The following is a 24,660-nucleotide window of genomic DNA, read 5'->3' as shown; positions in this document are numbered from 1 at the left end:
CCGCCTACTCCGCCGGGGTCGCCAGGCCGGGGCCCGCGGTGTATGGCCCGTCCGTGGTGTCCTCGGCGACCGTGGTCGCCAGGTCGGCGAGGTCGGCCGCGCCGTTCTCGAGCAGCTCGGCGGCGACACGACCGCCGACCTCGAGCGCCTCGTCGAGGCGGTCCTGCGCGGAACCGTCGAGCACCGCCGCGTGCGACGCGGTGCGGTACTCGCTGCCGTCGGGACGGTAGACCGTCGCCGAGACGAGGAGCATCTCGGCGTCCACGACCGCGGTCGCGCCGATCGGTGCGGAGCAGCCGGCCTCGAGCTTGGCGAGGACCTCGCGCTCGGCCGTCACGGTCAGGCGGGTCGGTGCGTGCTCGATCTTGCGGAGCGCGGCGAGCAGCCCGCGGTCGGTCTCGTCCGACCGGATCTCGACGGCCAGGGCACCCTGTCCGGGCGCGCTCGGCCAGAAGCCGAGGTCGAGCAGCTCCGTCGCCTCGGACAGGCGATCGATGCGCCCGAGGCCGGCGGCGGCGAGCACCACGGCGTCGAGGTCGTCCTGCACCCGGCCGAGCCGCGTGTCGATGTTGCCGCGGATGTCCACGACGTCGAGGTCGGGACGCTGCGCGCGGAGCTGGGCGACGCGACGTGGTGAACCGGTGCCGACCTTCGCGCCCTCGGGCAGGGTGTCGACGGTGGCTCCGTTCCGGGCGACGAGGACGTCACGGGCGTCCGCGCGCTTCGGCACGGCACCGATGGTCAGGCCCGGGTACGGCGCGGTCGGCAGGTCCTTCAGGGAGTGCACGAGCACGTCGACCTCGCCGGCGACCAGCGCTTCGCGCAGCGCGCTGGCGAAGACGCCGGTACCGCCGAGCGACGCCAGGGACGCACGGTTCGTGTCGCCCTCGCTCGTGACGGTGACGAGCTCGACCGGGCGGCCGGCCGCCTTCGCCAGGCGGTCGGCGACGTCCTGCGACTGGGCGACGGCGAGCCGGCTGGCACGCGTGCCGAGCCGGATCGGCGCCGGACCGTCCGCCGTGCCGTCGGTCACGGGGCGACGCCGGCGGCGGCGGGCTTGAACCCGGCGCGGACGTTCTCGCAGCAGCCCGGACGGCACACGTCGTACCAGGGGCCGATGTCGGTCAGGTGCGGACGCTCGGCGGTCGGCGTGCCGTTGACGCGCTCGAGCACGAGGTCGACGAGCCCGGACACGTAGGCCGGGTCGACGCCGGGCGTCTGCGTGCGGAGCGACCAGAAGCCGAGCTCACCCGCGGTCTCGGTGGCTTCCTCGTCGAGGTCCCACATGACCTCCATGTGGTCGCTGACGAAGCCGAGCGGGACGATCAGCACGGCACGGGTCGGGCCGCCCTTGAGGTCCTCGTTCATGTAGTCGTTGATGTCGGGCTCGAGCCACGGCTGCGTCGGGGGGCCGGAGCGCGACTGGTACACGAGCTTCCAGGCGGGCTTCGACGTGCCCTGCAGGTGCGCGTGCTCGGGCTGCTCGAGCAGCTCGGCCCAGGCCTGGTCGAGGACGACCTGGCCGACGGCGAGGTGCTGGGCCTCGTACGCGCCGTGGTCGTCGAAGTGACGGTAGTCGGGGCCGGACTTGGCGGCGTCGGTCGAGGGGATCGAGTGCGTCGAGAACAGCACGTGCAGCTCGGTGGCGACGTCGAGGCCCTCGTTCTCGGCGATCGCACGGGCCATGCCGTCGCGGACGCCGTCGACGAACGGGCGGACGAAGCCCGGGTGGTCGAAGAACTGGCGGACCTTGTCGACCTGGATCGTGTCGACCAGGCCGGTCTCGGTCAGGACGCGGGCGTAGTCCTCGCGGTACTGGCGGCAGCTCGAGAACGACGAGTAGGCGCTCGTGGCGATCGCGATGAGCTTCGTGTAGCCCTTGTCAGCGGCCTCGGTGAAGGCGCCCTCGAGGTACGGCTCCCAGTTGCGGTTGCCCCAGAGCACGGGCATGTCGATGCCGCGCGACGCGAGCTCGGCTTCGAGGGCCGCCTTGAGCGCGCGGTTCTGCGCGTTGATCGGGCTGACGCCGCCGAAGTGGCGGTAGTGGTGCGCGACCTCTTCGAGGCGTTCGTCGGGGATGCCACGGCCGCGGGTCACGTTGCGGAGGAACGGGATGACGTCGTCCTGGCCCTCGGGGCCACCGAAGCCGGCGAGCAGGATCGCGTCGTACGCGGTCGGGACCTCGACGTGCTCCGGACCCGACGCGGCCGCAGGGGTGGCGGCGAGGACGGGCTGGCCGTTCGTGATCATGCTGGTGTCGGTCATGACAGCACCTCCGGGAGTTCGGCGGTCGTCACGCGACGACCCGTGAAGAAGGGGACCTCTTCGCGCACGTGCATGCGCGCCTCGGTGTACCGCAGGTCGCGCATGAGGTCGACGAGGTCCACCAGGTCGGGGCTCTCGAGCGGCAGGATCCACTCGTAGTCGCTCAGGGCGAAGGTCGCGATGGTGTTCGTGAGGACGCGGCGGTACTTCGCGCCGGCGACGCCGTGGTCGCGGAGCATCTTCGAGCGCTCGTCCTCTGGGAGCAGGTACCACTCGTAGGAACGGACGAACGGGTACACCGTGATCCACGCCTCGGGGTCCTTGCCGCGCAGGAAGGCGGGGGTGTGCCGCTTGTTGAACTCGGCCTCGCGGTGCATGGCCATCGCGTGCCACACCGGCTCGGCGTCCTGGAACAGCCCGGTGCGTCGGAGCTCGCGCAGCACGGCCTGGATCGCCTGGGCGTCGTCGCCGTGCAGCCACACCATGACGTCGGCGTCGGCACGGAAGCCGGAGACGTCGTAGAAGCCGCGGATGGTCACGCCGCGGTCGGCGGCGGACGCGATCACGGCGTCGAGCTCGGCCACGGCGTCGTCACCGACGCGGTGGACCGGGCCGAGCGGCCGACGGAAGACGGCCCAGAGGGCGTACGCGGTCAGCAGGTTCGGGTCGATCCCGGTGGCGGGGTCGACCGCAGGAGAGGAGTCGTGCTCGTGCGCGGATGCGGGCGCGGTGGAACTCATGGATCCGTTGTCCTATCGGTTGCCAGGGGTGATGGCCGCCCCGACCGGGTGGACCGCGCTCGGAGCGGTCTACCGCCGTCGGAGCACCATCACGACGATACCCCCGACCACCGCCACTCCGGCTGCGAGGCCGGCCAGGTACGGGACGGGCTGCTCGTCGATCCCCCGCTTGACCTTCGCGGCCGCGATGCCGATCTGCTTCGGCACGTTGAGCTTGTCCTCGATCGCGTCGAGGGTGTCGAACAACTGCGCGCGGGTCGCGGCGACGCGGTCGGCCAGGTCGTCGTGCGAGTCGGTCACGGTTCCTCCGTCGGTGGGGCGGCTGTCGGGGCTCAGAACCGGCCGCCGACGTCCGGCTTGCGGCTGCCGTACTGCGTCGGCGGGGTCGGCTTCTTGCCCAGCCCCTTCACCGCGTTGATGTCGTTCTTGACGCTGTCGATCGTGCGCTTCGGCGTGATCGGCAGGCCCTTCTTCAGGCGCTTCCAGCCAAGCAGGCCGAGGACCGCGGCGACGATCAGCATGACGACGGCGATGACGATCGCGGCCAGCCAGGCCGGCATCACGGTCGCCAGGCCCATCACGGCGGCGGTCAGCAGCACGCCGATCGCGTAGAGCACGATGACGAGCGCGCCGACCAACAGTCCGGCGGCGAGCCCGAAGATCTTCGCCTTCGCGAGCATCTCGGCCTTGAGCAGGTCGATCTCGCCCTTGACCAGGCCCTTGACGAGCTTGGGGACGTCCCCAACCAGGCCGAACAGCGAACGCGACCGGCGATCGCGGGTGTCGGTCATGAGGTGGTGGAGTCCTTCTTCTGACCGACCTTGCGGACGGCCTTCTTCGTGGTCTCACCGATGAACTCGGCGACGTCCGGGGTCTTGTCGGCGACGAAGTCCTCAGCGACGTGCACGCCCTTCTGGACGCCGTTGCTGTTCCAGATCTTGCCGCTCACGGTCTTGATCTGCTCGTACCGCGCCCGTCCGGCTCGCGATCCCAGGACGTACCCGAGTGCTGCGCCGGCGACGAACAGGAGCTTTCCTCGCATGTGCGATTCCTCCGTTGGGTCAGTGTGCGTGGTCATGCGCCGAACGGAATACGTCCCGCGCTCTCGCCAACAGTAGCCCTCGGTCGCCGGGTGGTCCGCTCAGGATTCCAGGATGCGCCCAGCTGCGGCCCGTGCGGCGCCGACGATGCCGGCCAGGCCCCGGCCGGACGAGGCCTCGCCGATGCCGACGACGCCCTCCGCGAGACCCGCGGCGGTCAGGTCGGGACCGTGCCACCGGACGCGGGCGGCGCCGACGACGCGGTCGGCCGCCAGCGGCACACCGAGCAGCGTCGACGCGTCCTCGAGCGCGCGGCTGCCGACGGGTCCGGACGGGTCGACCGGGAGGCTCGTGGCGACGTCCGCCGCGTCGGTCGCGCCCCCGGGACCGGTCGCGACCGGCGTCGCGTAGCTGAGGCGCAGCACGTGGCGGCCACCCGCCGCCTCGGCCAACCACGGCCACTTGACGGTCGCGTGCGTGAGCGCCTTCGTCCCGACCTGCGCGGCGTCGGGGTGGACGAGCATGCCGGTCCCCCGCGGCGCCGCGTCGAGCTCGGGCTGGTCGACGACGAGCGTGACGAGCTCGATCCCCGTGCGGTCGGCCGGGTCGGTGCGCTCCGGGTCCGGCACGGACGCCAGGGTTTGCTGGGCGGCCAGTCGCTCGACGACGCCGTCCGCGGAGACGACCTCGACCGCGTGCGCCTCGATGCGCGTCGCACGGGTGTGCAGCCGGACGTCCACGCGGTACGTCTCCATGTCGGCCACGAGTTCGTCGACCAGCCGGACGATGCCGCCGCGGATGCCCTGCACCGGCGTGCCGGCGGCGGCGCGGGCACGCAGCGCGACCACGGCACGCGCCAGGGAGCCCTCGCGGAGCAGCGCGGCGCGCAGGCCGGGCGCCACCCGGTCGGGGTCGAGCTGGTCCGGGTGGGTGGAGTGCACGCCGCCGGCGATCGGCACGACCAGGTCGTCGAGCACGCGCTCGCCCATGCGCCGGCGCACGAGCTCGCCGAGCGACGACGCCTTCGCCCCCACCGGGGCGGGCAGCAGCGAGTCCATCTGGGCACGCAGACCGCCCGCCTGCCCGACGACGGCCAGCACGTCGGCCGCCATCGGGGTGCTCGGGATGCCGAGCAGCCCGGTCGCGGGGATCGGTGCCGTGCGACCGTCGCGGGTCATCAGCCAGGCGCCGCGCGGGTCCGGGGTGACGACGTCGCCGCCGAGGCCGAGTTCGATCGCCAGGCCGCCGACGGCGTCGGTCCTGGTGGCGAACGAGTCGGCCGCCATGTCGAGGTCGAGCCCGCCGACGGTGTGCCGTCGGATCATCCCGCCCAGGACACCGGACGCCTCGACCAGGACGACGTGCGCCCCGCCCTTCGCCAGGTCGCGCGCCGTGACGAGCCCGGCGACGCCACCGCCGACCACGACGACGTCGGTCATGCGGTGGCTCCGGTCGCCCCGTCGGTGCCGTCGCCGAGCGAGTGGACGAGCTCGACGACGCGGGTCAGCACGGTCGGGTCGGTCTCCGGCGGCACGCCGTGCCCGAGGTTCACGACGTGCGCACGGGCCGCACCGCCGCGGCGGACGACGTCGCGCACGTGGTCCTCGAGCACCTGCCACGGTGCCGCGAGCATCGCCGGGTCGATGTTGCCCTGCACCGTGACGCCGGTGCCGACGCGGCGGACGGCCTCGTCGAGGGGCAGTCGCCAGTCGACCCCGACCGCGTCGACCGCGACGGAGTCCGTGCCGAGCGTCGTCATGTCCGCGAGGACCTCGCCGCTGCCGACGCCGAAGTGCGTGCGCGGGACCCCGAGGTCGGCGACGTGCGCCAACGCCCGGGCCGAGTGCGGTGCCACCGAGCGCACGTAGTCGGCGCGGGAGAGCGAACCGACCCACGAGTCGAAGAGCTGCGCGGCCGAGGCCCCGGCGAGCACCTGCGCGCGCAGGAAGGCGCCGGACACCTCGGCGGCCCAGGCGAGCAGGCGCGACCAGGTCTCCGGGTCGGCGTGCATGAGGGTGCGGGCACGGATGTGGTCCTTCGAGGGACCGCCCTCGACCAGGTACGCGGCGAGGGTGAACGGCGCCCCCGCGAAGCCGATCAGCGGGGTGTCGCCGAGCTGCTCCACCGTGCGGGCGACGGCCTGCTCGATCGGGGCGAGCGCCGCGGGGTCGAGCGTCTCGAGGGCGTCCACGTCCGCAGCGGTGCGGATCGGCGACGCGAGCACCGGGCCGCGACCGGGCACGATCTCGACGTCGACGCCGGCGAGCTTGATCGGGACGACGATGTCGCTGAAGAAGATGCCGGCGTCGACCCCGTGCCGACGGACCGGCTGCAGGGTGATCTCCGACGCCATCTCCGGGTCGAGGCACGCGTCGAGCATGGCCGTGCCGACCCGCAGCTCGCGGTACTCCGGCAGCGAACGGCCCGCCTGGCGCATGAACCACACCGGGAGGCCCTCGGGGCGGTCGCCGCGCAGCGCACGGACGAGCCGCGAGCCGCTCGTGCGCCCGTCGGCGAGGGGGTGCGAGGCGGGAAGGGCGTCGGTCGGTGCTTCGGTCACCGGATGATTCTCCCATCGACGGCGTTACCATTGTCTCCGTGCTCATCTGTCTCACGGCGTCGCATCGCAACGCCAGCTTCGATCTCCTGGAGCGACTGAGCATCGGTGCACCGGCTGCGGCCGGCCGACTCGTGACGGACTCCGACGTCCTCGACGGGGCCGTCGTCCTCGCCACCTGCAACCGCTTCGAGGCCTACCTCGACATCGCCGGTGACGACCGTGACTCCGCCGTCGCCGCGACCGTCGACGCCGTCTCGGCGGCCAGCGACCTCGACGCCTCCGAGGTCCTCGAATCGGTGAACGTGCTCGGTGGCAAGGACGTCGTCCAGCACCTCTTCGCGGTCTCCAGCGGACTCGAGTCCGTCGTCGTCGGCGAGACCGAGATCTCCGGCCAGGTCCGCCGCTCCCTCGAGGACGCCCGCACCAACGGCACGACGACCTCGGCGCTCGAGCGGCTCTTCCAGGAGGCCGCGCACACCTCGCGCGGCGTCAAGACCCGCACGCGCATCGGTGCTGCCGGACGGTCGCTCGTCCGCCTCGGCCTCGAGCTCGCGTCGTCGCGCATCACCGACTGGGCGCACACCCGCGTGCTGCTCGTCGGCACCGGCAGCTACGCCGCCACCACGATCGCCGCCCTGCGTGACCGCGGGGCCGAGACCATCCAGGTGTTCTCGCCGTCGGGCCGCGCACCGTGGTTCGCCGCCAAGCACGACCTCGTCGCCGCCCGTGACCTGCGCCGGGCGATCGCCGCGAGCGACGTCGTCATCACCTGCACCTCGAGCGAGGTCCCGGTCGTCGCGCCGGACGACCTCGACGACGGTGTCCGCCGGATCGTCATCGACCTCGGCCTGCCGCGCAACGTCGACCCGGCCGCCGCCGACGTCGACGGCGTCGAGCTGCTCGACCTCGAGACGATCAGCATCCACGCCCCGATCGCCGAGCTGAACGCCGAGTCCGAGGCCCGCGCGATGGTCGACGACGCGGTGTCCCGGTTCCGCACGCAGGCGCTCGAGCAGTCGACCACCCCGGCCCTCGTCGCCTTCCGCACCCACGTCTTCGACATCCTCGACGACGAGATCGACCGGGCGAAGCGCCGCGGCGGCGCGGACGGCGAGTCGGCCGAGCACACCGAGCGGGCGCTCCGGCACCTGGTCGGCGTGCTGCTGCACCGTCCGTCGGTCCGTGCTCGCGAGCTCGGCCGTGCCGGGCGGGGCGACGAGTTCGTCGCGGCGATCGACTCGCTCTTCGGCGTGCGACCCGAGCCCCAGGCCCAGCTGCCGACGCCCGTCGTGCCGCTCGCGGAGCGCACCGCGCCCGACCGGCCCACGACGGACCGCAGCGACCAGGCGGACGCGAGCTGAGCCTCCAGCCCGATCCGGTGACCCTGCGCGTGAGTGCGCTGGTCCTGGTGCGCGACCGGCGCGTGCTCATGGTGCGCGCACGCGGACGCGACGTGCTCTACCTGCCCGGCGGCAAGGCGGAGGCACACGAGACCGACGTCGAGGCCGCCGTCCGTGAGGCCTTCGAGGAGACCGGTCTGCGGTGCACCCCCGACGACCTCGAGGAGTTCGGGGTGGTGCTCGAACCCGCGCACGGGCAGGCGCCCGGCACGATGGTCGCGATGACCCTGTTCACGGTCCGACCAGGAGGCCCGCTCGACTCCGCCACGCCCGTCGCCTCCGCAGAGGTCGACGAGGTCGAGTGGGTCACCTCGGCGGACGCCGACCGCTGTCCGCCGGCGGGCGTGGAGACGCTCCGCCGCCTGGTGGCGACGGAGCGCATCGACTAGCCGTCAGGCGTGGTCCTTGTCGACGTAGTGGCCGGTCTCGCCGTCCTGGGTCGGCTCGGCCTCGCCGGGGATGTCCGACTCGACGTACTCGCCGTCCGGGCCGCTCGAGTCCGGTCGCACCTCGCCGGGGATGTCGCTCGAGACGAACTCCCCCGCCGGCTCGGTGGACGCCGCGTGGTGCTCGCCCGGGATCTCGCTGTCGGTGAAGGCACCAGCGGTGGGTTCGACCCCGTCCGCCCGGCCGTCGTCGCCGCGTGCCTGCTCGTGCTTGCCGGTCATGTCCGACCTCCAGTGCTCGGTTGTCCTGCCGGGGAGTGAACACGCGGTCCCTGGACGCCGACCGAACCGCGAGCGCCCGGTGGTGGTTGCCTGTGGTCCATGCACCGCAGCAGCCGATCGAAGTCCCTGCTCGCCGTCACCGGTCTCGTCGCGATCGGGGCGTTGGCGGGCTGCGCCTCCGGCGGGACCCCCACCGCCACGGACACCGTGACCGTGCCCGCCCCGTCGTCGTCCTCGTCGTCCTCGTCCTCGTCCTCGTCCTCGTCCTCGGACGCTGCGTCCGGGGTGCCCTCGACGGGGACCACCTCGTCGTCCGCTCCGGGATCGTCGTCGGCGTCGGCTCCCGCCGGGACCGCCGCCGCCGGTCGGTGTGCTGCGTCGTCGCTCGCGGCGTCGATCGAACCGGGCAGCGGCGGCGCGGCCGGCAGTGTCATCGTGCACCTGGCCCTCCGGAATACCGGCTCGACGGCCTGCACGCTGCAGGGCTGGCCGGGGGTCTCGTTCGTCGGGGGCGGGAACGGCACCCAGATCGGTGCCGCCGCCGCGCAGGAGAAGAGCTCGCCGCATCCCACCGTGACCCTCGCCCCGGGGAAGACCGCGGTCGCCCCGCTCAAGATCACCCGCGCCGAGGACTACCGGAAGGCGGACTGCTCCCCGAGGACCCCGGACGGCTTCCGTGTCTACCCGCCCGGCTCGAAGCAGTCCCTGTTCGTGAAGACGTCGGACTACACCGCGTGCTCGTCCGCCGACGCACGCCTGCTGGCCGTGCAGGCGCTCGTCCCCGACGGCCAGGCGACGTCGTAGGCGGCCCGCCAGCGCGCGTCGACCCGGCAGCGCTGCGCACGGCAGGAGTGACGCGACACCGCGCGATCGCACGGTGCGGGAGCGACGGTGGCCCGGACTCGGGCACGATGGCACCGTGACGTTCACGATCGAGCATGAGCACCCGGGGACCGACGAGCTCACGGCGCTGTACGACGCCGTCGGCTGGACGACCTACACGGCGGACCCGGCGGCACTGGGCGCCGCGGTCGCCGGCTCGCACACCGTCCTGACCGCCCGCGGCGACGACGGGCGGCTGCTCGGCCTGCTGCGGACGATCTCGGACGGCATCACCGTCGTGTACGTGCAGGACGTGCTCGTCGTGCCGGACGCCCACCGGAGCGGCATCGGCGGGGCACTGCTCGACGAAGCCCTGCGCCGGTACGCGGGCGTGCGCCAGACGGTCCTGCTCACCGACGCCGAGGACGGCCAGCGGGCCTTCTACGAGTCGCGCGGCTTCGTCGAGGTGCACGACGTCGAGCCGGCACCGCTGCGGTCGTTCGTGCTGCTGCGCTGAACGCAGCTCAGCGACGCGCGGGTGCGTGCACGGCCTCGAGCACCTCGGTGCCCATGGTGCGCAGCGCCTCGACGACCGCGAGGCGTCGCTGCAGCGACGCGTCGTCGAAGGTCACCGTGACGGCGTAACTCACCGACGACCCCGGCCCCCGCAGGATCCCGGCCTCGGCGCGCACGCCCGTGCTCGACCCCGTCACCGCGACCGCCTGCAGCCCGTGGTCGAGCGCTCGGTGCGACAGCGGGTCGAGTCCGAACGAGCCGGCGACCAGGCTGAGGTCACTCGCCAGCGACAGCCAGCCGAGCACCCGGTTCGAGACGGCCTCGTCCACGACCTCGCCGAGGGCCAGGCCACGCATCACCCACGCCAGCTCCCCGGTCGGCGCGACCGAGGTGTCCGGGGCGTCGTCCGGTCCGCGGCGGTCGCGCACCCGGTCGATGAGCGCCGTCCGCTCGAAGCCCAGGGAGTCGGCGCGCTCGCGCACGGCGTCAATGCCGACGGTGGAGAGCAGGGCGTTCGTCGCCCAGGCGTCGCCGGTGGCACCGACGAGGGTCGCCAGGTCGGGCACCTGCATCGTCGGCTCCTGCAGGAACTGCCACAGGCCGGCACCGGTCGCGGTGTCCCGCGCCATGCGCTGCAGCCGGTCGCCGTGCAGTCGGCCGTCCTCGAGCCGGGCGGCGACCTCGACGAGCAGGAGCACGCGGCCGAGGCTCGCGACCGGCTGGACGAGGGTGTCGTCCACCGAGAGCAGCGACTTGCCCGACGACGTGTCGATGACGGAGGCGCTCACGGCGGCACCGTCGACCGCGAGCGCGCCGAGCGCCTCGGTCGTCGCCACGAAGCGGTCGGCGCCCCCGCCGCGGTGCTTGCCGCGGTCGCGTCCGCCGCCCGCCGCCCGGCCGTCCGGTCGCCGACGGCGGGACGACCGAGCCGCGTCCGGCTCCGCCATCACCAGATGGCGACGCGCTCGGCGGGGTCGAGGTACATCGCGTCCCGCTCCGTCACACCGAACGTGTCGTACCAGACGTCGATGTTGCGGACCACCTGGTTGCAGCGGAACTCGTTCGGCGAGTGCGGGTCGATCGAGAGCAGGCGGGCTGCCTCCTCCGGACGGATGGCCATCCGCCAGGCCTGCGCCCAGCTGAGGAAGAAGCGCTCGGCGCCGGTCATCCCGTCGACGACGGGCGGCTCCTGCCCGTCGAGCGACAGCAGGTACGCCTTCCACGCGATCGACAGGCCGCCGAGGTCGCCGATGTTCTCGCCGATCGTCAGGGCGCCGTTGACGTGCCCGTCCGGCACCTCGGTCGGCACGAGGGCGTCGTACTGCGCGATGAGGGCCTTCGTGCGCTCCTCGAACGCGGCGCGGTCCGCCTCGGTCCACCAGTTCTGCAGGCGACCGTCGCCGTCGTACTGCGACCCCTGGTCGTCGAAGCCGTGGCCGATCTCGTGGCCGATGACGGCCCCGATCGCTCCGTAGTTGGCGGCGGCGTCGCGGTTCGCGTCGAAGAACGGGAACTGCAGGATCGCCGCCGGGAACACGATCTCGTTGAAGCCCGGGTTGTAGTACGCGTTGATCGTCTGCGGGGTCATGAACCACTCGTCGCGGTCGATCGGCTTGCCGATCTTGCCGAGCTCGCGGTCGACCTGGAACGAGGCCACGGCGCGGACGTTCGCGACCAGGTCGTCGGCGGTCACGGGGAGTGCCGAGTAGTCGCGCCACTGCACCGGGTAGCCGATCTTCGGCGTGAACTTGTCGAGCTTGTCGAGCGCGCGGGCCCGGGTCTCGTCGGTCATCCAGTCGAGCGCCGTGATGCTCTGCCGGTACGCCTCGACCAGGTGGGCGACGAGGTCGTCCATCGTCGCCTTCGAGGTCTCGTCGAAGTGCTCCTGCACGTAGATCCGGCCGACGGCCTCGCCCATCGCGCCCTCGACCAGGGAGACGCCGCGCTTCCAGCGCTCGCGCTGCTTCGGTGCCCCGGTGAGCGCGGTGCCGTAGAACGAGAAGTTCGTGGCCGAGAAGGCGCTCGTCAGGTACGCGGCCGAGCCGCGGATGACCTGCCAGCGGAGCCAGTCCTTCCACGCCTCGAGCGGCTGCTCGCGCAGCAGTGCGGCCAGGCCGGTGACGAACGAGGGTTCACGCACGACGACGGTCTCGAAGGCCCCGGCCGGTGCGTCGATGGCCTGCCACCAGGTCTGCAGGTCGATGCCCTCGGCGAGCGCCGCGACCTCGGACCAGGGCAGCTTGTTGTAGGTCTTCTGGCTGTCGCGGGTGGTCACGTTGTCCCAGTGCACCGCGGCGAGCGCGGTCTCGAGGGCGATGACGTGCTCGGTGCGGTCGGCGCCGTCCTCGAACCCGGCGAGCGGGAACATCGCGGCGACGAACTCGCGGTACTTCGTGCGGATGTCGGCGAAGCGTTCCTCGCGGTAGTACGACTCGTCGGGCAGCCCGAGGCCGGACTGCTCGAGGAAGACGACGTAGGACTCGGGGTCGCCCGGGTCGTTGTCGACGAAGAGCTGCAGGAAGCTCGGCAGACCGAGCCGCTCGAAGCGCCCGACGGCGGCGACGACCTCGGGCACGGACGTGATGGCGGTGATCTCGGCGAGCAGCGGCTCGATCGGCGCCGTCGCGAGTTCCTCGAGCCGCGCCTCGTCGGTGAACGAGGTGAACAGGTCGCCGACCTTGCGCTCCTCGGTGCCGGGCGCCGCCTGCTGCGAGCGCTCGATGATGGCGCGGACCGCGAGTTCGGCCGCCTCGGCGAGGACGGTGAACGAGCCGTAGCGCGCCTTGTCGTCGGGGATCGGCGTCGCGTCGACCCACGAGCCGTTCACGTGGCGGTACAGGTCGTCCTGGGGGCGCACAGCGGGGTCGAGTTCGTCAGTGTGGATGCCGGAGGCACGTGCGACGTCGGTCATGCGCTCCACGATAGCCATGCCCCCACGGGAGCAGGCAGGAACGGGTCGTCGATGTGGACGGCTGCCGGTACGGTCATCGCATGGGACTTCCGTGGAAGCTGCACGGGGACGGCAAGACCGTCTCCTCGACGACCATCGTCGCACCGGACGAACGGCTCACCTGGGGGCGCACGATCGGCCTCGGCGTGCAGCACGTCGTCGCGATGTTCGGCGCCACGTTCCTCGTGCCGCTCATCACCGGCTTCCCGCCGGCGACCACGCTGCTCTTCAGCGGCATCGGCACGATCCTGTTCCTGCTCATCACCGGCAACCGGCTGCCGAGCTACCTCGGCTCGTCGTTCGCGTTCCTCGCCCCGATCGGTGCCGCGACGAAGATCGGCGGCATCCCGCTGGCGCTGTCCGGCATCATCGTCGTCGGCGCGCTCCTCGCGGTCGTCGGCCTCGTCGTGCACCTGGCCGGTGCCGGGTGGATCGACCGGCTGATGCCCCCGGTGGTGTCCGGCGCGATCGTCGCCCTCATCGGCTTCAACCTGGCGCCGTCCGCCCGGACGAACTTCGCCGAGGCGCCGGTGACCGCGCTCGTGACGCTCGCGGTCATCGTCCTGGTCACGGTGCTGTTCAAGGGCCTGATCGGGCGGTTGTCCATCGTGATCGGCGTCGTCGTCGGCTACCTCGTGGCACTCGCCGCCGGCCAGGTCGACCTGTCGAGGGTCGCCGATGCGAAGTGGTTCGGCCTGCCCGACTTCCACGCTCCGGCGTTCGACCCGAACCAGCTCGCCGTGTACCTGGCGTTCATCCCGGTCGTCCTCGCCCTGGTCGCCGAGAACGTCGGCCACGTGAAGGGGGTCGGACAGCTCACCGGCCGTGACCTCACGCCGCTCACCGGTCGCGCGCTCGTCGCCGACGGCGTCTCGACCGTGATCGCGGGCCTCGGCGGCGGTTCGGCGACCACCACGTACGGCGAGAACATCGGCGTGATGGCGGCCACCCGCGTCTTCTCCACCGCGGCGTACTGGGTGGCGGCGATCGTCGCCGTGCTGCTCGGCCTGTCCCCGAAGGTCGGCGAGGTCATCTCCTCGGTGCCGCACGGCGTGCTGGGCGGCGCCACCACCGCCCTCTACGGGCTCATCGGCATCATCGGCATCCGGATCTGGGTCGAGAACCGCGTCGACTTCGCCAAGCCGAAGAACCAGCTGACCGCGGGCATCGCGCTCATCATGGGCATCGCGGACTTCACGTTCGACTTCGGCCAGGCGTCCTTCGGCGGGATCATCGTCGGCACCGTCGCAGCGATCGTCGTCTTCCACGTCATGGACCTGATCGGTCGCGCACGCGGCACCGACGAGTCCACCCCCGTGGCGTCGGACCAGGCGCACGCCGCCACGGGCGGCGTGCCCGCCGAACCGCGCCGCGACTGACGCACGTGCACAGCCAGTCCGGGCCACGTGCCTGACGACGTGGGACCGCCGGACGGGAGGCCCGTGGCGACGCCGCCACGGGCCTCCCGTCCGGCACGGCACCCGTCCACGGCGCGGGACGGCCAGAATGGGCCGGTGCCCCGACCGACGCGACCCGCTGCGACCACCGAGCGACGCGCGGTCGACCGCGACATCGTGCGGCTCGCGGTGCCCGCGCTCGGCGCGCTCGTCGTCGAGCCGCTGTTCCTGCTGACCGACACCGCGCTCGTCGGCCACCTCGGGGCGACGCCACTGGCGGCCGTCGGGCTCGCGAGTGCCGTGCTGTCGACGGTGACCGGGCTGCTCGTGTTCCTGGCGTACTCGACGACGCCGGCGGTGGCGCGGGCGCTCGGCGGTGGCGACCGTCGCGGCGCCGTGCACGCGGGCATCGACGGGATGTGGCTCGCGCTCGTGCTCGGCGTGGTGCTGGCGCTGGTCGGGTGGCCGCTCGCCGGGCCGCTCGTCGACCTGTTCGGTGCCTCGGCCGAGGTGTCCGCTGCGGCGACCGCCTACCTGACCGTGTCGCTCGTCGGCCTGCCCGGCATCCTGGTCGTGACCGCCTCGACCGGACTGCTGCGCGGGCTGCAGGACACCCGGACCCCGCTCGTCGTCGCCACCGTCGGGTTCGTCGCGAACGGCCTGCTGAACGCCCTGCTCATCTACGGGGCCGGCTGGGGCGTCGAGGGCTCCGCCGCCGGCACGGTCATCGTGCAGTGGGCGATGGCCGTCGTCTACGTCCGCATCGCGGTGCGGGCCGCGCGGTCGTCGGGGGCACCGCTCCGGCCGGGTGCCTCGGGCGTCGCGCGGGCGCTGCGGTCGGGCGCCTGGCTGTTCCTGCGGACCGCGTCGCTGCGGATCGCGATGCTCGCGACCGTCGGGGCCGCGGCCGGGCTCGGGACCACCGGGCTGGCGACCACACAGGTCGGGCTGACCGTGTTCTCCACTCTCGCGTTCGCGCTCGACGCCCTGGCGATCGCCGGGCAGGCGCTCGTCGGGCACGGACTCGGTGCACGCGACCCGGAGCGGGTGCGGCTCGTGACGCGGCGGCTCGTGCTGCTCGGGATCGCCGGCGGGGTGCTCCTCGGCCTGCTGACCCTGGCCGTGAGCGGACTGCTCGGACCGGTGTTCTCGGACTCGCAGGCGGTGCGCGCCGCGCTGCCCGTCGTCCTGGTGCTCATCGCCGTCGGGATGCCCGTCGCCGGCTACGTCTTCGTGCTCGACGGCGTGCTGATCGGTGCCGGCGACGCGCGGTACCTGGCCGTCGCCGGAGGCGTGAACCTGGTCGTGTACCTGCCGCTGCTGTGGTGGGCCGGCGGGACGCTCGCGGGGTTGTGGGCGGCCTTCGCCCTCGGGTACATCGGGGTCCGGGCGGTGACGCTCGGGGTGCGAGCGCACCGGCGCGGGTGGGTCGAACAGGCGTCGGCACGGTGAGCGGGTCCGCTGCTGCGTCGTCGTCCGTGGCGTCGTCGGCCGCACTCGCCACGGTCGGCATCGGGGTGCAGGGTGTCGCGAAGCTGCTCGTGACCGTCGTCGTCGGGCGGGTGTTCGGCACCGAGACCCTCGGGCAGACCACCGCCCTGCTGTCGCTCTCGGTGTTCGTCGCGCTGCTCTGGCCGAACGCGTCGGGCAACACCGCCTCGCGGTTCCTGGCGATCGCGCTGCGGGGACGACGCTCGGACGCCGCGGTGAACCGGCTGCTCGGGATGTCGATGCTGGTGTCGAGCGTGGTGCTCGCCGCGGTCACCGTGCCGGTCGCGCTCGCCTGGGGCAACGGCCCCGGGACGGTGCTCGGCGGGGTCGCGGTCGTCGTCGGCTACGGGCTCTACTGCCACGCGCGCGGCGCACAGCTCGGCTACGGCCGGGCACCCCGGATCGCGCTCTGGGACTCCGTGACGAGCGTGCTGGCACTCGCCTTGCTCGTGGTGGCGTGCGTCGCGCGGCTCGAGCCGTTCGTGCTGCTCCCCCTGGCGATCGGGTACACGGTGTTCGCGATCGCGTGCTGGCCGCGGGGCAACGGCCTGTCGGGTCCGGCGGAGCCGACCGCCGGAGTGCTCGGGTTCGCGGCGTGGAACGTGCTTGCGGTGGTGACGTCGAACGGGTTGCTGCAGCTGACGATGATCTCGGCACAGGTGACGTCGTCGGCCCACGACGCCGGCGTCTACGCGGCGGCGTTCACCCTGGCGACGCCGGCCTCGATGCTCGGGCAGGCGCTGGGGCAGGTGCTCGTGCCGGCCTTCGCGCACCGGACGGACGGCGGGTCGCTGCGGTCCCGCGGGGCGGTGCTGCTCGTCGGCGGGTTCGCCGCCGCTTCAGCCGTCGTGTTCGGCTTGGTGGCGCTGCTCGCCGGGTGGTTCCTGCCGATCGTCTACCCCGCCGAGGGCACCGCCGCCGTCGCCGACCTGCGGTACCTGATGGTCGCGGTGTGGGTGTTCACCATCGGGCTCGTACCGGCCGCGCTGCTGCTCGCCGCCGGACGGTCCCGCCAGGTCGCCCTGGCGTCCGTCGCCGGGTTCGTCGTGGGCGCCGGGCTCATGGCGGTGCTCGGACCGGTCGCGGGAGTGGCCGGGGGGACGACGGGGTTCCTCGTGGGGAGTGCGGTCAACCTGGTCGCGGTGGTGGGGCTCGGGGTGCGGCGGGGCTGAGGCGCGTGCTGTCGCGGCGAGGTCGGGCCGCCTACCCGGAACGCAGCCCGTCGACGACGAGGTCGAGCAGGTGCGGCACCCGATCGGCGGCCGATGCCCCGAGCCGCCAGAGGAACGCGACGAGCGCCAGGAGGTCCGCCGGCTCGACGTCCGGGCGCAGGACGTCGGCACGCGCCCCGGCCTGCAGCAGGGCGCCGATCGCGTCGGCGATCTCGTCGTACTGCTCGTCGTGGAGCTGCTGCCGGGTCGCAGCGTCGAGCACGTCCGCCAGCGCGTGCTTCTGGTACCCGAAGGCGGCGAGCTCGTCGAGCCACGAGCGGAGCGCGCCGCTCTGCGACGGTCGGGCGGCCAGCGCCCGCGCCGAGGCGACCAGTCCCTGGAAGTCGGCGCGGTAGACCTCGGCGAGCAGCGCCTCCCGGGTGGGGAAGTGCCGGTAGAGCGTCCCTTGGCCGACCCCCGCGAGTCGGGCCAGCGACTGCATCGTCGTGGCGGCGTCGGAGCGCAGCGCGTCGCGCGCGACGTCGACGAGGCGGGCGCGGTTGCGCTCGGCGTCGGCGCGACGGGGTGATTGTGAAACGGACATGTGTCCGATAACCTCCTCGAAGAATCGGACGGGTGTCCGTTTCAGACTACAGGAGGCAGGTCGATGGACGGCATCGCAGGGAAGGTCATCGCGATCACCGGCGCGTCGAGCGGGATCGGCGAGGCGACGGCACTGCACCTCGCGGTGCGCGGCGCGAAGGTCGTCCTGGCCGCGCGTCGCGTGGAGCGGCTGTCGTCCGTCGTCGCACAGATCACGGGCGCGGGCGGCGAAGCGATCGCGGTCGAGACCGACGTGCGCAGCCGGGAGGCGCTGCACGCGTTGGTCGCGTCGGCGCGGTCGCGCTTCGGTCGCCTCGACGTGCTGCACCAGAACGCGGGCAGCATGGCGGTCTCGCCGTTCGACGCCCTCGACGTCGACGGGTGGCAGCAGATGGTCGACGTGAACCTGGTCGGTGTGCTCAACGGGATCGCTGCCGCCCTCCCGGTGTTCCGGGAGCAGGGCTCGGGGCACTTCGTGCACACGGCGTCGACCTCGGCGCACCGCATCGTCCCCGCACAGGGCGTCTACGCGGCGACGAAGACGGCGGTGCGGGTGCTCAGCGAGGCACTGCGGCAGGAAGCGGGCCCGGGGCTGCGCGTGACCGTCGTCTCGCCGGGGTTCACCGCGACCGAGGGAGTCACCAAGACCGACGACCCCGAGCAGCGCGCGGCGCTCGAGGCTCGTCGTGACGCGATCGCGATGCCCGCCGACGCCGTCGCGGCCGCGGTGGCGTACGCGATCGCGCAGCCGGCCGGCGTGGACGTCGGCGAGGTCGTCGTCCGGCCGACCGCACAGGACTGACGCGTCCCCGCACCGGCTCCGACACCGCCGACCCCGAGGACGGATCTCCGGCCGTCAGTCCCGGTCGGCGTCACGATCTGCTTCGCGGGCCGCGTCGCGAGCCGCACGCCCGGCAGCGCGACGTGCTCGCGCCTCGGCATCCTGTTGCTCCTGGGTCGGACTCTTCTGCATCGATCCCCGCGCTGCGAGCACGATCATCACGACGACCAGCACGAGCACGACCGGGACCAGGAAGGTCAAGAACACGCAGAATCCCCACTCGATCACGAGGCCCGTGGTCGTGCCTCCTGCGCAGCGTAGCCCGACCGTGCCTCGGGGAGGGATCCTGTCGAGGAACACCAAGACACCGTTGTCGCGCAGTCGTCCGAGGGTGGGTGCATCACCGACAACGACACGGCGAATCAGGTGTCCGAGAACCCGTCCTCAGTGGCGTGCTGCTCGAAGTTCCCGCTCGAGACGCAGCCGCCGCCGGTTGAGCCGGGCCAGTCCGGGAAGGCCCGTGACCAACGTCCACGTCTGACGCGTCATGCTCGGGAGTCCTTGCTCTCGCAACTCGGCCGAGACCTGCTGCTGCGCGGCACCGTCGCTGTTCTTGACGAGCATCCGAGCGCGCTCCATCTCGGGGTCGTTGAGGGGATGCGCTGCGATCCGTGCCTGGACGCCGCGGTGCCGCGCGCGGAGTGCGGCTTCGGTCTTCGTTCGCATGGAGTTGCCTCTCTGTGGTGGACACGGCCAGCTGCAACAGTACGAAGACCGACGAACGGCCACCTCAACCGAACGGTTGACAGAACAGGTGACGTCGTCGGCCCACGACGCCGACGTCGATGCTCGGGCAGGCACTGGGGCAGGTGCTCGTACCGGCGTTCGCGCACCGGACGGACGGCGGATCGCTGCGGTCCCGCGGCGCGGTGCTGCTCGTCGGCGGGTTCGCCGCCGCCTCGGCCGTGGTGTTCGGGCTGGTCGGGCTGCTCGCAGGATGGTTCCTGCCGATCGTCCACCCCGCCGAAGGCACGGCCGCCGCCACCGACCTGCGGTACCTGATGGTCGCGGTGTGGGTGTTCACCGTCGGCCTCGTGCCGGCCGCGCTGCTGCTCGCCGCCGGACGGTCCCGCCAGGTCGCCCTGGCGTCGGTCGCCGGGTTCGTCCTCGGCGCCGAGCCCATGGCGGTGCTCGGACCGGTCGCAGGGGTCGCCGGGGGGACGACGGGGTTCCTGGTGGGAAGCGCGGTGAACCTGGTCGCGGTGGTCGGGATCGGGATGCGGCGGGACTGAGCGGCGAGCACGGTCGCAGTGCGCCGAGCAGACAGTCGGCCCAGCCGGTGTTCGTGAAAGGAAAGCGACATTTCTCTGGACAGCTTCGGCTCCTCGTGGAACACTCTGTCCACGGTGCCGCTCAGCACCGGATCGTCAACAATGACGGTCATTCCGTGGAAGAGGGGATAGTCCATGAACGGCGCAACGAAGACCGAGCAGAACGACAACGCAACGATCGACATCGAGGACATCGTCATCACCGACGAGGACCTGATGGACGTGCAGTTGCGGAACCGGATGGACGTCGGGCACTGACGCTCATGCGGTATTGAACGAGCGGGGCCGGCTCGGGGGGAATCCGGGCCGGCCCCTACACTTCGGGGGGCACATTGAACGTCATCGACAACGCGGTCTGGATGCGATTCGCAACGGACCACGGACCTGGTTTCCGCGAGGTCACGCACATCAGGGGTCTGGTGCAGCGGCCTGAGATCATCCTGTCCGCACTCCGGTCAGCACTGGCGAACGCGACCGATCCCCGTGTCCAGTCCGTGGCAGGGCTACCGCGGATACGGGTCTTCGGCCCGGAGCAGCTCGACTACCGCGCGAGTGAGGCGGTCACGCACACCGCGTACGACGGCTCCGACGTGATCGACTGGCTCAGCACCGCGACAGGTCGGCACGACGTCTGCGCCGCCTTCAACGCGGTGGAGACGTGGTCTCCGTGGGCACGTTCCGTGTTGCACGAAGAGATCGTCGCGCCCATGGTCGAGGCCAGCGGCATCCCGCCACGCGGCCTCGACTTCTACTCGTTCATCGCTTCGTCCGGCTTCACACCGTTCGGTGTCCACTCCGATCTCGAACCCTCCTTCATATTCCACCTCGGTCCCGCCACCAAATCGGTGTGGGTCTGGGAACCGGAGACGCTCGGAGCACTTCCCGGGCAGCGCGAGGTGACATTGGACATCGATCGTCATCTCGCTTCCGCTGATCACCACTTCGTGTTGGAACCGGGCGATTTCTTGAGCATCCCCGGTCATCACTTCCACGTCTTCAAGAATGACGGGCCAGCCGTCTTCCTGGGGATGTCCTACTACGAGCCGGACGAAGCCGAAGAATTGCTCCAGGCGGCATCGGTCCTTCTCCGACGTTCCTCGAATTCCCTGGACAGCCTCGGAGCGGAAGCCCTCGCCGGGCAGCTCCGACAACGACAGAACCAGCGAGCCAACAGAGGCTTCGTGGGAGCGCATCGCCTGTTGCCGGCCGGGGTGTTCGCAGACGTCGACAGCGCCGAGGTCACCAGTCTTCCGATCGCCGTCGACTCCGGTCGCCTGTCCGTGCTCGGCAGGACCATCGACCTGCCCGACGATGTCAGCGACGCAGCAGTCCGCGCGCTCCTCGACCCTCGGCGTGCATCGATCACCACGGCGGACGTGCGAGAAGTCGTCCCGGGCGAGCGTCCCGCCCGGAACTTCTTCGTCGCCCTGCTGCGCATCGGCGCCCTGGTGACGAGAGAGTCGGTGCGAGCGTGACGCTCTGGGGTGAGGTGCAAGCAGCCCTCGGCGGCGCCTCCGTCCGCTTCGGCGAGCTCGTGCTCGGCCGGATCGACGGCAGGGCTGTCGATCGGGTCGGCTGGCGAGCAGTCGATCGCGCGATGGCGCAGTCGACGTTCGAGCACGGTCTGATCAAGGTCGTACCCGCCGTGGACATCGACCAGACGACACTGGTCGAGACCCGGATCGGAGCCGGCGACATCGTCGAGCGGCGCCCACGCCGGAAGCCGTTCATCGCGCTCCTCCGGGACGGCGCGACCTTGGTCGTCAACAAGGCCGAACGCGTCGTCCCCGAGCTCCGCGACGTCGTCGAGTGCCTCGAGTACGCGATGCACGAAGCGGCCTGGGTCAACGGCTACTCGTGCTGGGCGTCGGAGTCGGCGTTCGGCCGGCACAGCGACAGCCACGACACCGTGATCCTGCAAGCGGAGGGCGAGAAGCACTGGCGCGTCCACCGCGGAGGCGGTGCCGCAGACGAGGTCGCACTGGACGCCGTCCTGCGCCCTGGCGATGTCATGCACGTCCCCATCGGCTGGGATCACGAGGTGACCGGCGTCGGAGGAGAGACCCTGCACTGGACGTTCGGCGTCGTCCGCACATCGCCGACGGAAGCCATCCGCGAGATCTTGCAGCTCGGCGTGCCCCTGCACGACATCACGACCGATGACGATGATCGGCTCCGTCGCGAGCTGTTCATCGCTCGGAGCGAGCGGTCCCCCGAGCGGCGCCGCGGTCTGTCCTTGCCGTGGTCGGTTCGTGATGACGACCTCAGCGGCGCGTCCTTCCGCTGGGCAGCCCGGTTCCCTCCGACGTTCGAGTCGGCCGGCGATCGCGTCAGCCTCCGCAGCCTGGGGAAGTCGGTCAAGGTCGCGAGCGAGTTCACAGCCGTCATCGAGGCGTGGGTCTCGGGCGGACGGGTCGCTCACGCTCAGATCCACGAGATGGTCCAGCTCTCGACTGACGACGTCGACCGAACGCTCCGCGCGCTCCTCCGAGCCGATCTCCTGCTCGCTGATCACGATGACCGTTGAGGGCGTCGGCAGGCGGACCAGATGGGTCTGGCACCCCACGTTGCGGCTCGAGGGAGACCAGGTCGTCAACGAGATCGAGGGAACGGCCGCCCGGCTCACCCCGGAACTCAGACGGTTGTGGGAGACGCCGAGCCTCATCGCCTCGATGCTGACTCCGGAGGCCCATGCGATGTTGGCGCGGAAGCACTTGCTCCTTCCCGAAGGCGTCGCCGACCACGCGGATCGTGGTCTCCTCCGTCGCTCTGCCGAGCCGATCGTCTCCGCGGATCCTGCTGTTGCCCGATGGGGTTTCATCGGTGCGCCCGTCTGGCAGCAACCGGAGCCGGATCTGTCGGTGCAGGAGATCGTGCCCGGCCTCCGGCGCGGGCTGCGCAGGCTGCTCGACACCGAAGCGACCACCACCGCCTGGGACTGGACGAGCCGGACGGAACTCGGACAGCGGAGCACGGCGGTGCTCGACCACGGCGACATCGTCCTGGACCCGCCCAACGACACCGCACGATCGGTGTCCGATCGTCTGTTCGCCGCCGTGACGACCGTGATCGAGCAAGGGCAACTGCCCCTCGTCGTCGGCGGCGACCACTCGATCGGCTACCCGGTGATCTCGGCCCAGGCGGCAGGACACCGTGATCTGGTCGTGGTCCACCTCGATGCACATGCGGATCGCCGACCGATCCCGGCACGGCAGACGACCGCCGACTGTGGCAACTTCGTCACCTGGTGCCTCGACGACCGACCGGATCTGCGCTGGTTGACGATCGGGGTGCGTGGGATCGACACGAACCTCGCTCGCGGGACCACGGGTGCCGACGATCCGGTCTCCTACCTCACCGCTGCCGAGGTCGGCGCCGCCGGGTGGCAGGACGTGGTCGCCGCGCACTGCCACGGCCGGCCCGTCCACGTGAGCGTGGACATCGACGTGCTCGACCCCTCGATCGCTCCCGAGGTCGCCTACCCCGCCCTCGACGGCCTCGATCCGACGCAAGTGCGCGCTGTGCTCGACGTGGTCGCGGCCTCGGGCACGATCGTCGGGCTCGACCTCTCCGAGGTGTGCGGGCCGATGACACGTCGCAACCAGGCCGCGATGCTCGCGGTGGACCTGATCCACAGGACGATCTCGAAGGGAACGCAGTGAGCACCCAACAACGCGCACGTGAATCGCCCACGTCCCCGTTCCGATCGCACGGCTTCCCCACCTACTACCTCGGACAGTCGATCTCCTTCTTCGGCGACGGGGTCGTGCCCCTGACCTTCGCGTTCGCTGCCCTCGAGGTCTCCCGCTCCGGCTGGGGCATGCCGATCATCCTGCTGTCGCTCTGGGGTGCCCGGATGCTCTTCATCGGGTTGGGGGGCTCGGTCTCCGATCGCCGCGACCGGGTCGCGGTGATGTGGATCGCTGACGCCGTGCGCCTCCTCGCACAGGTCGTGCCGATCGTCGCCTTCGTCAGCGGGAGCGCCACGTTGTGGCACCTCGGGGTCTCCGCGGCGCTCTACGGAGTCGCCACGTCGTTCTACATCCCCGCCAGCATCGGGTTGGTCCCACAACTCGTCCCGGAGCGAGCGCTCCAGAAGGCGAACTCCTGGATCGACGTCACGTTGAACACGGGTCTCCTCGTCGGCCCTGCGCTCGCAACGCTGCTCGTCACGCTCGGCGGTGTCCCGCTGGCGCTGCTGTTCGACGTCGTGACGTTCGCCGTCTCCCTCGCCTGCCTGACCTTCCTGTGGAGGCTCCGACGGACAGCCGCCCCGCTGGAGGACGGCGATCCATCTCGCGCGACGTCCGAGGACGAACCACCCGGAGAGGAAGCCGACAACGGAGGGTTCTGGCAGGGCGTCGCGGTCCTCCGACGGCACCCCGACATCCTGACGCTGATCCTCCTCCGTTGCCCTGTGCAGCTGAGCATCGCTGCCATCAGCGTCCTCGGGCCCATCGTGGCCAGGGATGCACTCGGCGGGATCGCGTTCTGGGCTGCCCTCGCGACGGCACTCGCTGCTGGCGGCCTCGTGGGCTCCGTCGCGGCCGGATGGGTACGACTCAGCAGACCGAAGTTCTTCGTGCTCTGGACCTTGATGGTGTGCCAGCCCGTGCAGCTCGTGCTGTTCGCGTTCGGGGTCGACATCATCGCGCTGACCGCCGCGTTCGCGGTGACCGCAGTACTGATCTCGATGGAAGGTGTCGTCTTCGACACGTACCTGCAGACGACCGTGCCGAACGCTGCGCTCTCACGGATCGGGTCGGTCGAGCAGACGCTGATCTCGGTCATGGTTCCCGTCGGCCTCGCGATCAGCCTTCCGCTGGCGAAGGTCCTGGGAACCCAGACCTACTTGCTCGGCCTCGCCGCACTGATCGTCGCCAGCGCCGTCGCTGCGTCCTGCGTCATGCACCTGCGCCCGGCGCCCGCCACCAAGAGGAGTTGA

Annotated in this window: 28 protein-coding genes; 14 read left to right on the top strand and 14 right to left on the bottom strand. The window is 71.7% G+C overall.

What is annotated here, in order from left to right:
* Positions 1-4: 4 nt before the first annotated feature.
* The 8 genes from hemC to hemE form a co-directional block, all read right to left on the bottom strand.
* On the bottom strand, positions 5-1,033 hold the full coding sequence (gene hemC, locus BIU97_RS10590; protein WP_071258332.1) for a hydroxymethylbilane synthase: 1,029 nt from the start codon (positions 1,031-1,033) through the stop codon (positions 5-7).
* Positions 1,030-2,265: a ferrochelatase gene (locus BIU97_RS10585; protein WP_071297601.1), complete on the bottom strand. Its 1,236-nt coding sequence runs from the start codon at positions 2,263-2,265 to the stop codon at positions 1,030-1,032. Before BIU97_RS10585 ends, hemC begins: the two co-directional genes overlap by 4 nt.
* A complete protein-coding gene (gene hemQ, locus BIU97_RS10580) occupies positions 2,262-3,005 on the bottom strand; it encodes a hydrogen peroxide-dependent heme synthase (RefSeq protein ID WP_071297600.1) in 744 nt (247 codons plus the stop codon). Before hemQ ends, BIU97_RS10585 begins: the two co-directional genes overlap by 4 nt.
* Positions 3,006-3,074: 69 nt before the next feature.
* Entirely contained in the window at positions 3,075-3,305 is a 231-nt protein-coding gene (locus tag BIU97_RS10575; protein ID WP_071258340.1) for a DUF3618 domain-containing protein, read from the bottom strand.
* Between the two features lie 32 nt (positions 3,306-3,337).
* Positions 3,338-3,796: a phage holin family protein gene (locus BIU97_RS10570; RefSeq protein ID WP_071258368.1), complete on the bottom strand. Its 459-nt coding sequence runs from the start codon at positions 3,794-3,796 to the stop codon at positions 3,338-3,340.
* A complete protein-coding gene (locus BIU97_RS10565) occupies positions 3,793-4,047 on the bottom strand; it encodes a hypothetical protein (RefSeq protein ID WP_071258371.1) in 255 nt (84 codons plus the stop codon). The genes BIU97_RS10570 and BIU97_RS10565 overlap by 4 nt, the downstream gene beginning before the upstream one ends.
* A 99-nt stretch (positions 4,048-4,146) precedes the next feature.
* Complete coding sequence (locus BIU97_RS10560; RefSeq protein ID WP_071297599.1) at positions 4,147-5,484, bottom strand: protoporphyrinogen/coproporphyrinogen oxidase; 1,338 nt, start codon at positions 5,482-5,484, stop codon at positions 4,147-4,149.
* A complete protein-coding gene (gene hemE, locus BIU97_RS10555; protein WP_071297598.1) occupies positions 5,481-6,605 on the bottom strand; it encodes a uroporphyrinogen decarboxylase in 1,125 nt (374 codons plus the stop codon). Before hemE ends, BIU97_RS10560 begins: the two co-directional genes overlap by 4 nt.
* A 38-nt stretch (positions 6,606-6,643) precedes the next feature.
* Here hemE and BIU97_RS10550 point away from each other — a divergent pair, with 38 nt between their 5' ends.
* Together BIU97_RS10550 and BIU97_RS10545 are read left to right on the top strand one after the other, a co-directional pair.
* Positions 6,644-7,966 carry a glutamyl-tRNA reductase gene (locus tag BIU97_RS10550; protein WP_071258380.1) on the top strand — a complete coding sequence of 441 codons (1,323 nt, stop codon included), beginning with the start codon at positions 6,644-6,646 and terminating at the stop codon, positions 7,964-7,966.
* 29 nt (positions 7,967-7,995) lie between these two features.
* Entirely contained in the window at positions 7,996-8,394 is a 399-nt protein-coding gene (locus tag BIU97_RS10545; RefSeq protein ID WP_139195994.1) for an NUDIX hydrolase, read from the top strand.
* 3 nt (positions 8,395-8,397) lie between these two features.
* On the opposite strand, the gene BIU97_RS10540 is transcribed toward BIU97_RS10545, so the two are convergent.
* Positions 8,398-8,673, bottom strand: coding sequence for a hypothetical protein (locus BIU97_RS10540; RefSeq protein WP_071258383.1), 276 nt, complete (start codon positions 8,671-8,673; stop codon positions 8,398-8,400).
* A 99-nt stretch (positions 8,674-8,772) separates the two neighbouring features.
* Between BIU97_RS10540 and BIU97_RS10535 the strand changes: the two genes are divergently transcribed.
* Both BIU97_RS10535 and BIU97_RS10530 read left to right on the top strand, forming a co-directional pair.
* Entirely contained in the window at positions 8,773-9,477 is a 705-nt protein-coding gene (locus BIU97_RS10535; RefSeq protein ID WP_083420885.1) for a DUF4232 domain-containing protein, read from the top strand.
* 115 nt (positions 9,478-9,592) lie between these two features.
* Positions 9,593-10,012, top strand: a complete 420-nt coding sequence (locus BIU97_RS10530; protein WP_071297596.1) for a GNAT family N-acetyltransferase — start codon at positions 9,593-9,595, stop codon at positions 10,010-10,012.
* Between the two features lie 7 nt (positions 10,013-10,019).
* On the opposite strand, the gene BIU97_RS10525 is transcribed toward BIU97_RS10530, so the two are convergent.
* A complete protein-coding gene (locus BIU97_RS10525; RefSeq protein WP_071258388.1) occupies positions 10,020-10,958 on the bottom strand; it encodes a serine hydrolase in 939 nt (312 codons plus the stop codon).
* Entirely contained in the window at positions 10,958-12,922 is a 1,965-nt protein-coding gene (locus BIU97_RS10520; protein ID WP_071297595.1) for a M13 family metallopeptidase, read from the bottom strand. Before BIU97_RS10520 ends, BIU97_RS10525 begins: the two co-directional genes overlap by 1 nt.
* Positions 12,923-13,002: 80 nt before the next feature.
* On the opposite strand from BIU97_RS10520, the gene BIU97_RS10515 reads away from it, so the two are divergent.
* The 3 genes from BIU97_RS10515 (at position 13,003) to BIU97_RS10505 (ending at position 17,021) form a co-directional block, all read left to right on the top strand.
* Positions 13,003-14,340 carry a uracil-xanthine permease family protein gene (locus tag BIU97_RS10515; protein WP_071297594.1) on the top strand — a complete coding sequence of 446 codons (1,338 nt, stop codon included), beginning with the start codon at positions 13,003-13,005 and terminating at the stop codon, positions 14,338-14,340.
* Positions 14,341-14,475: 135 nt separating this feature from the next.
* Positions 14,476-15,810 (top strand): MATE family efflux transporter, encoded by a 1,335-nt coding sequence (locus BIU97_RS10510; RefSeq protein ID WP_071297593.1) that lies wholly within the window; start codon positions 14,476-14,478, stop codon positions 15,808-15,810.
* Positions 15,807-17,021, top strand: coding sequence for a lipopolysaccharide biosynthesis protein (locus tag BIU97_RS10505; protein WP_071297592.1), 1,215 nt, complete (start codon positions 15,807-15,809; stop codon positions 17,019-17,021). Before BIU97_RS10510 ends, BIU97_RS10505 begins: the two co-directional genes overlap by 4 nt.
* Before the next feature lie 31 nt (positions 17,022-17,052).
* On the opposite strand, the gene BIU97_RS10500 is transcribed toward BIU97_RS10505, so the two are convergent.
* Positions 17,053-17,604 (bottom strand): TetR/AcrR family transcriptional regulator, encoded by a 552-nt coding sequence (locus tag BIU97_RS10500; RefSeq protein WP_071297591.1) that lies wholly within the window; start codon positions 17,602-17,604, stop codon positions 17,053-17,055.
* A 63-nt stretch (positions 17,605-17,667) separates the two neighbouring features.
* Here BIU97_RS10500 and BIU97_RS10495 point away from each other — a divergent pair, with 63 nt between their 5' ends.
* Positions 17,668-18,405 carry an SDR family oxidoreductase gene (locus BIU97_RS10495; protein ID WP_071258419.1) on the top strand — a complete coding sequence of 246 codons (738 nt, stop codon included), beginning with the start codon at positions 17,668-17,670 and terminating at the stop codon, positions 18,403-18,405.
* A 54-nt stretch (positions 18,406-18,459) separates the two neighbouring features.
* Here BIU97_RS10495 and BIU97_RS10490 read toward each other — a convergent pair whose 3' ends face one another.
* Complete coding sequence (locus tag BIU97_RS10490; RefSeq protein WP_139195993.1) at positions 18,460-18,747, bottom strand: hypothetical protein; 288 nt, start codon at positions 18,745-18,747, stop codon at positions 18,460-18,462.
* Positions 18,748-18,828: 81 nt separating this feature from the next.
* Entirely contained in the window at positions 18,829-19,110 is a 282-nt protein-coding gene (locus tag BIU97_RS10485) for a hypothetical protein (RefSeq protein ID WP_139195992.1), read from the bottom strand.
* 119 nt (positions 19,111-19,229) lie between these two features.
* Between BIU97_RS10485 and BIU97_RS10480 the strand changes: the two genes are divergently transcribed.
* The 6 genes from BIU97_RS10480 (at position 19,230) to BIU97_RS10460 (ending at position 24,660) form a co-directional block, all read left to right on the top strand.
* On the top strand, positions 19,230-19,676 hold the full coding sequence (locus BIU97_RS10480) for a hypothetical protein (protein WP_071258430.1): 447 nt from the start codon (positions 19,230-19,232) through the stop codon (positions 19,674-19,676).
* Positions 19,677-19,850: 174 nt separating this feature from the next.
* Positions 19,851-19,973, top strand: a complete 123-nt coding sequence (locus BIU97_RS18470) for a hypothetical protein (RefSeq protein WP_302846701.1) — start codon at positions 19,851-19,853, stop codon at positions 19,971-19,973.
* 74 nt (positions 19,974-20,047) lie between these two features.
* A complete protein-coding gene (locus BIU97_RS10475) occupies positions 20,048-21,190 on the top strand; it encodes a hypothetical protein (RefSeq protein WP_139195991.1) in 1,143 nt (380 codons plus the stop codon).
* Positions 21,187-22,242, top strand: coding sequence for a JmjC domain-containing protein (locus BIU97_RS10470; protein ID WP_071297589.1), 1,056 nt, complete (start codon positions 21,187-21,189; stop codon positions 22,240-22,242). Before BIU97_RS10475 ends, BIU97_RS10470 begins: the two co-directional genes overlap by 4 nt.
* Entirely contained in the window at positions 22,232-23,377 is a 1,146-nt protein-coding gene (locus BIU97_RS17310) for an arginase family protein (RefSeq protein ID WP_175472083.1), read from the top strand. Before BIU97_RS10470 ends, BIU97_RS17310 begins: the two co-directional genes overlap by 11 nt.
* Positions 23,374-24,660, top strand: coding sequence for an MFS transporter (locus tag BIU97_RS10460; protein ID WP_071258447.1), 1,287 nt, complete (start codon positions 23,374-23,376; stop codon positions 24,658-24,660). The genes BIU97_RS17310 and BIU97_RS10460 overlap by 4 nt, the downstream gene beginning before the upstream one ends.

This window comes from Curtobacterium sp. MCBA15_009 (genome assembly GCF_001864895.1).
In the GTDB taxonomy this organism is placed as follows: domain Bacteria; phylum Actinomycetota; class Actinomycetes; order Actinomycetales; family Microbacteriaceae; genus Curtobacterium.
Note: the sequence above shows the minus strand (reverse complement) of the source record. Positions and strands in the feature narration are given on the sequence as shown.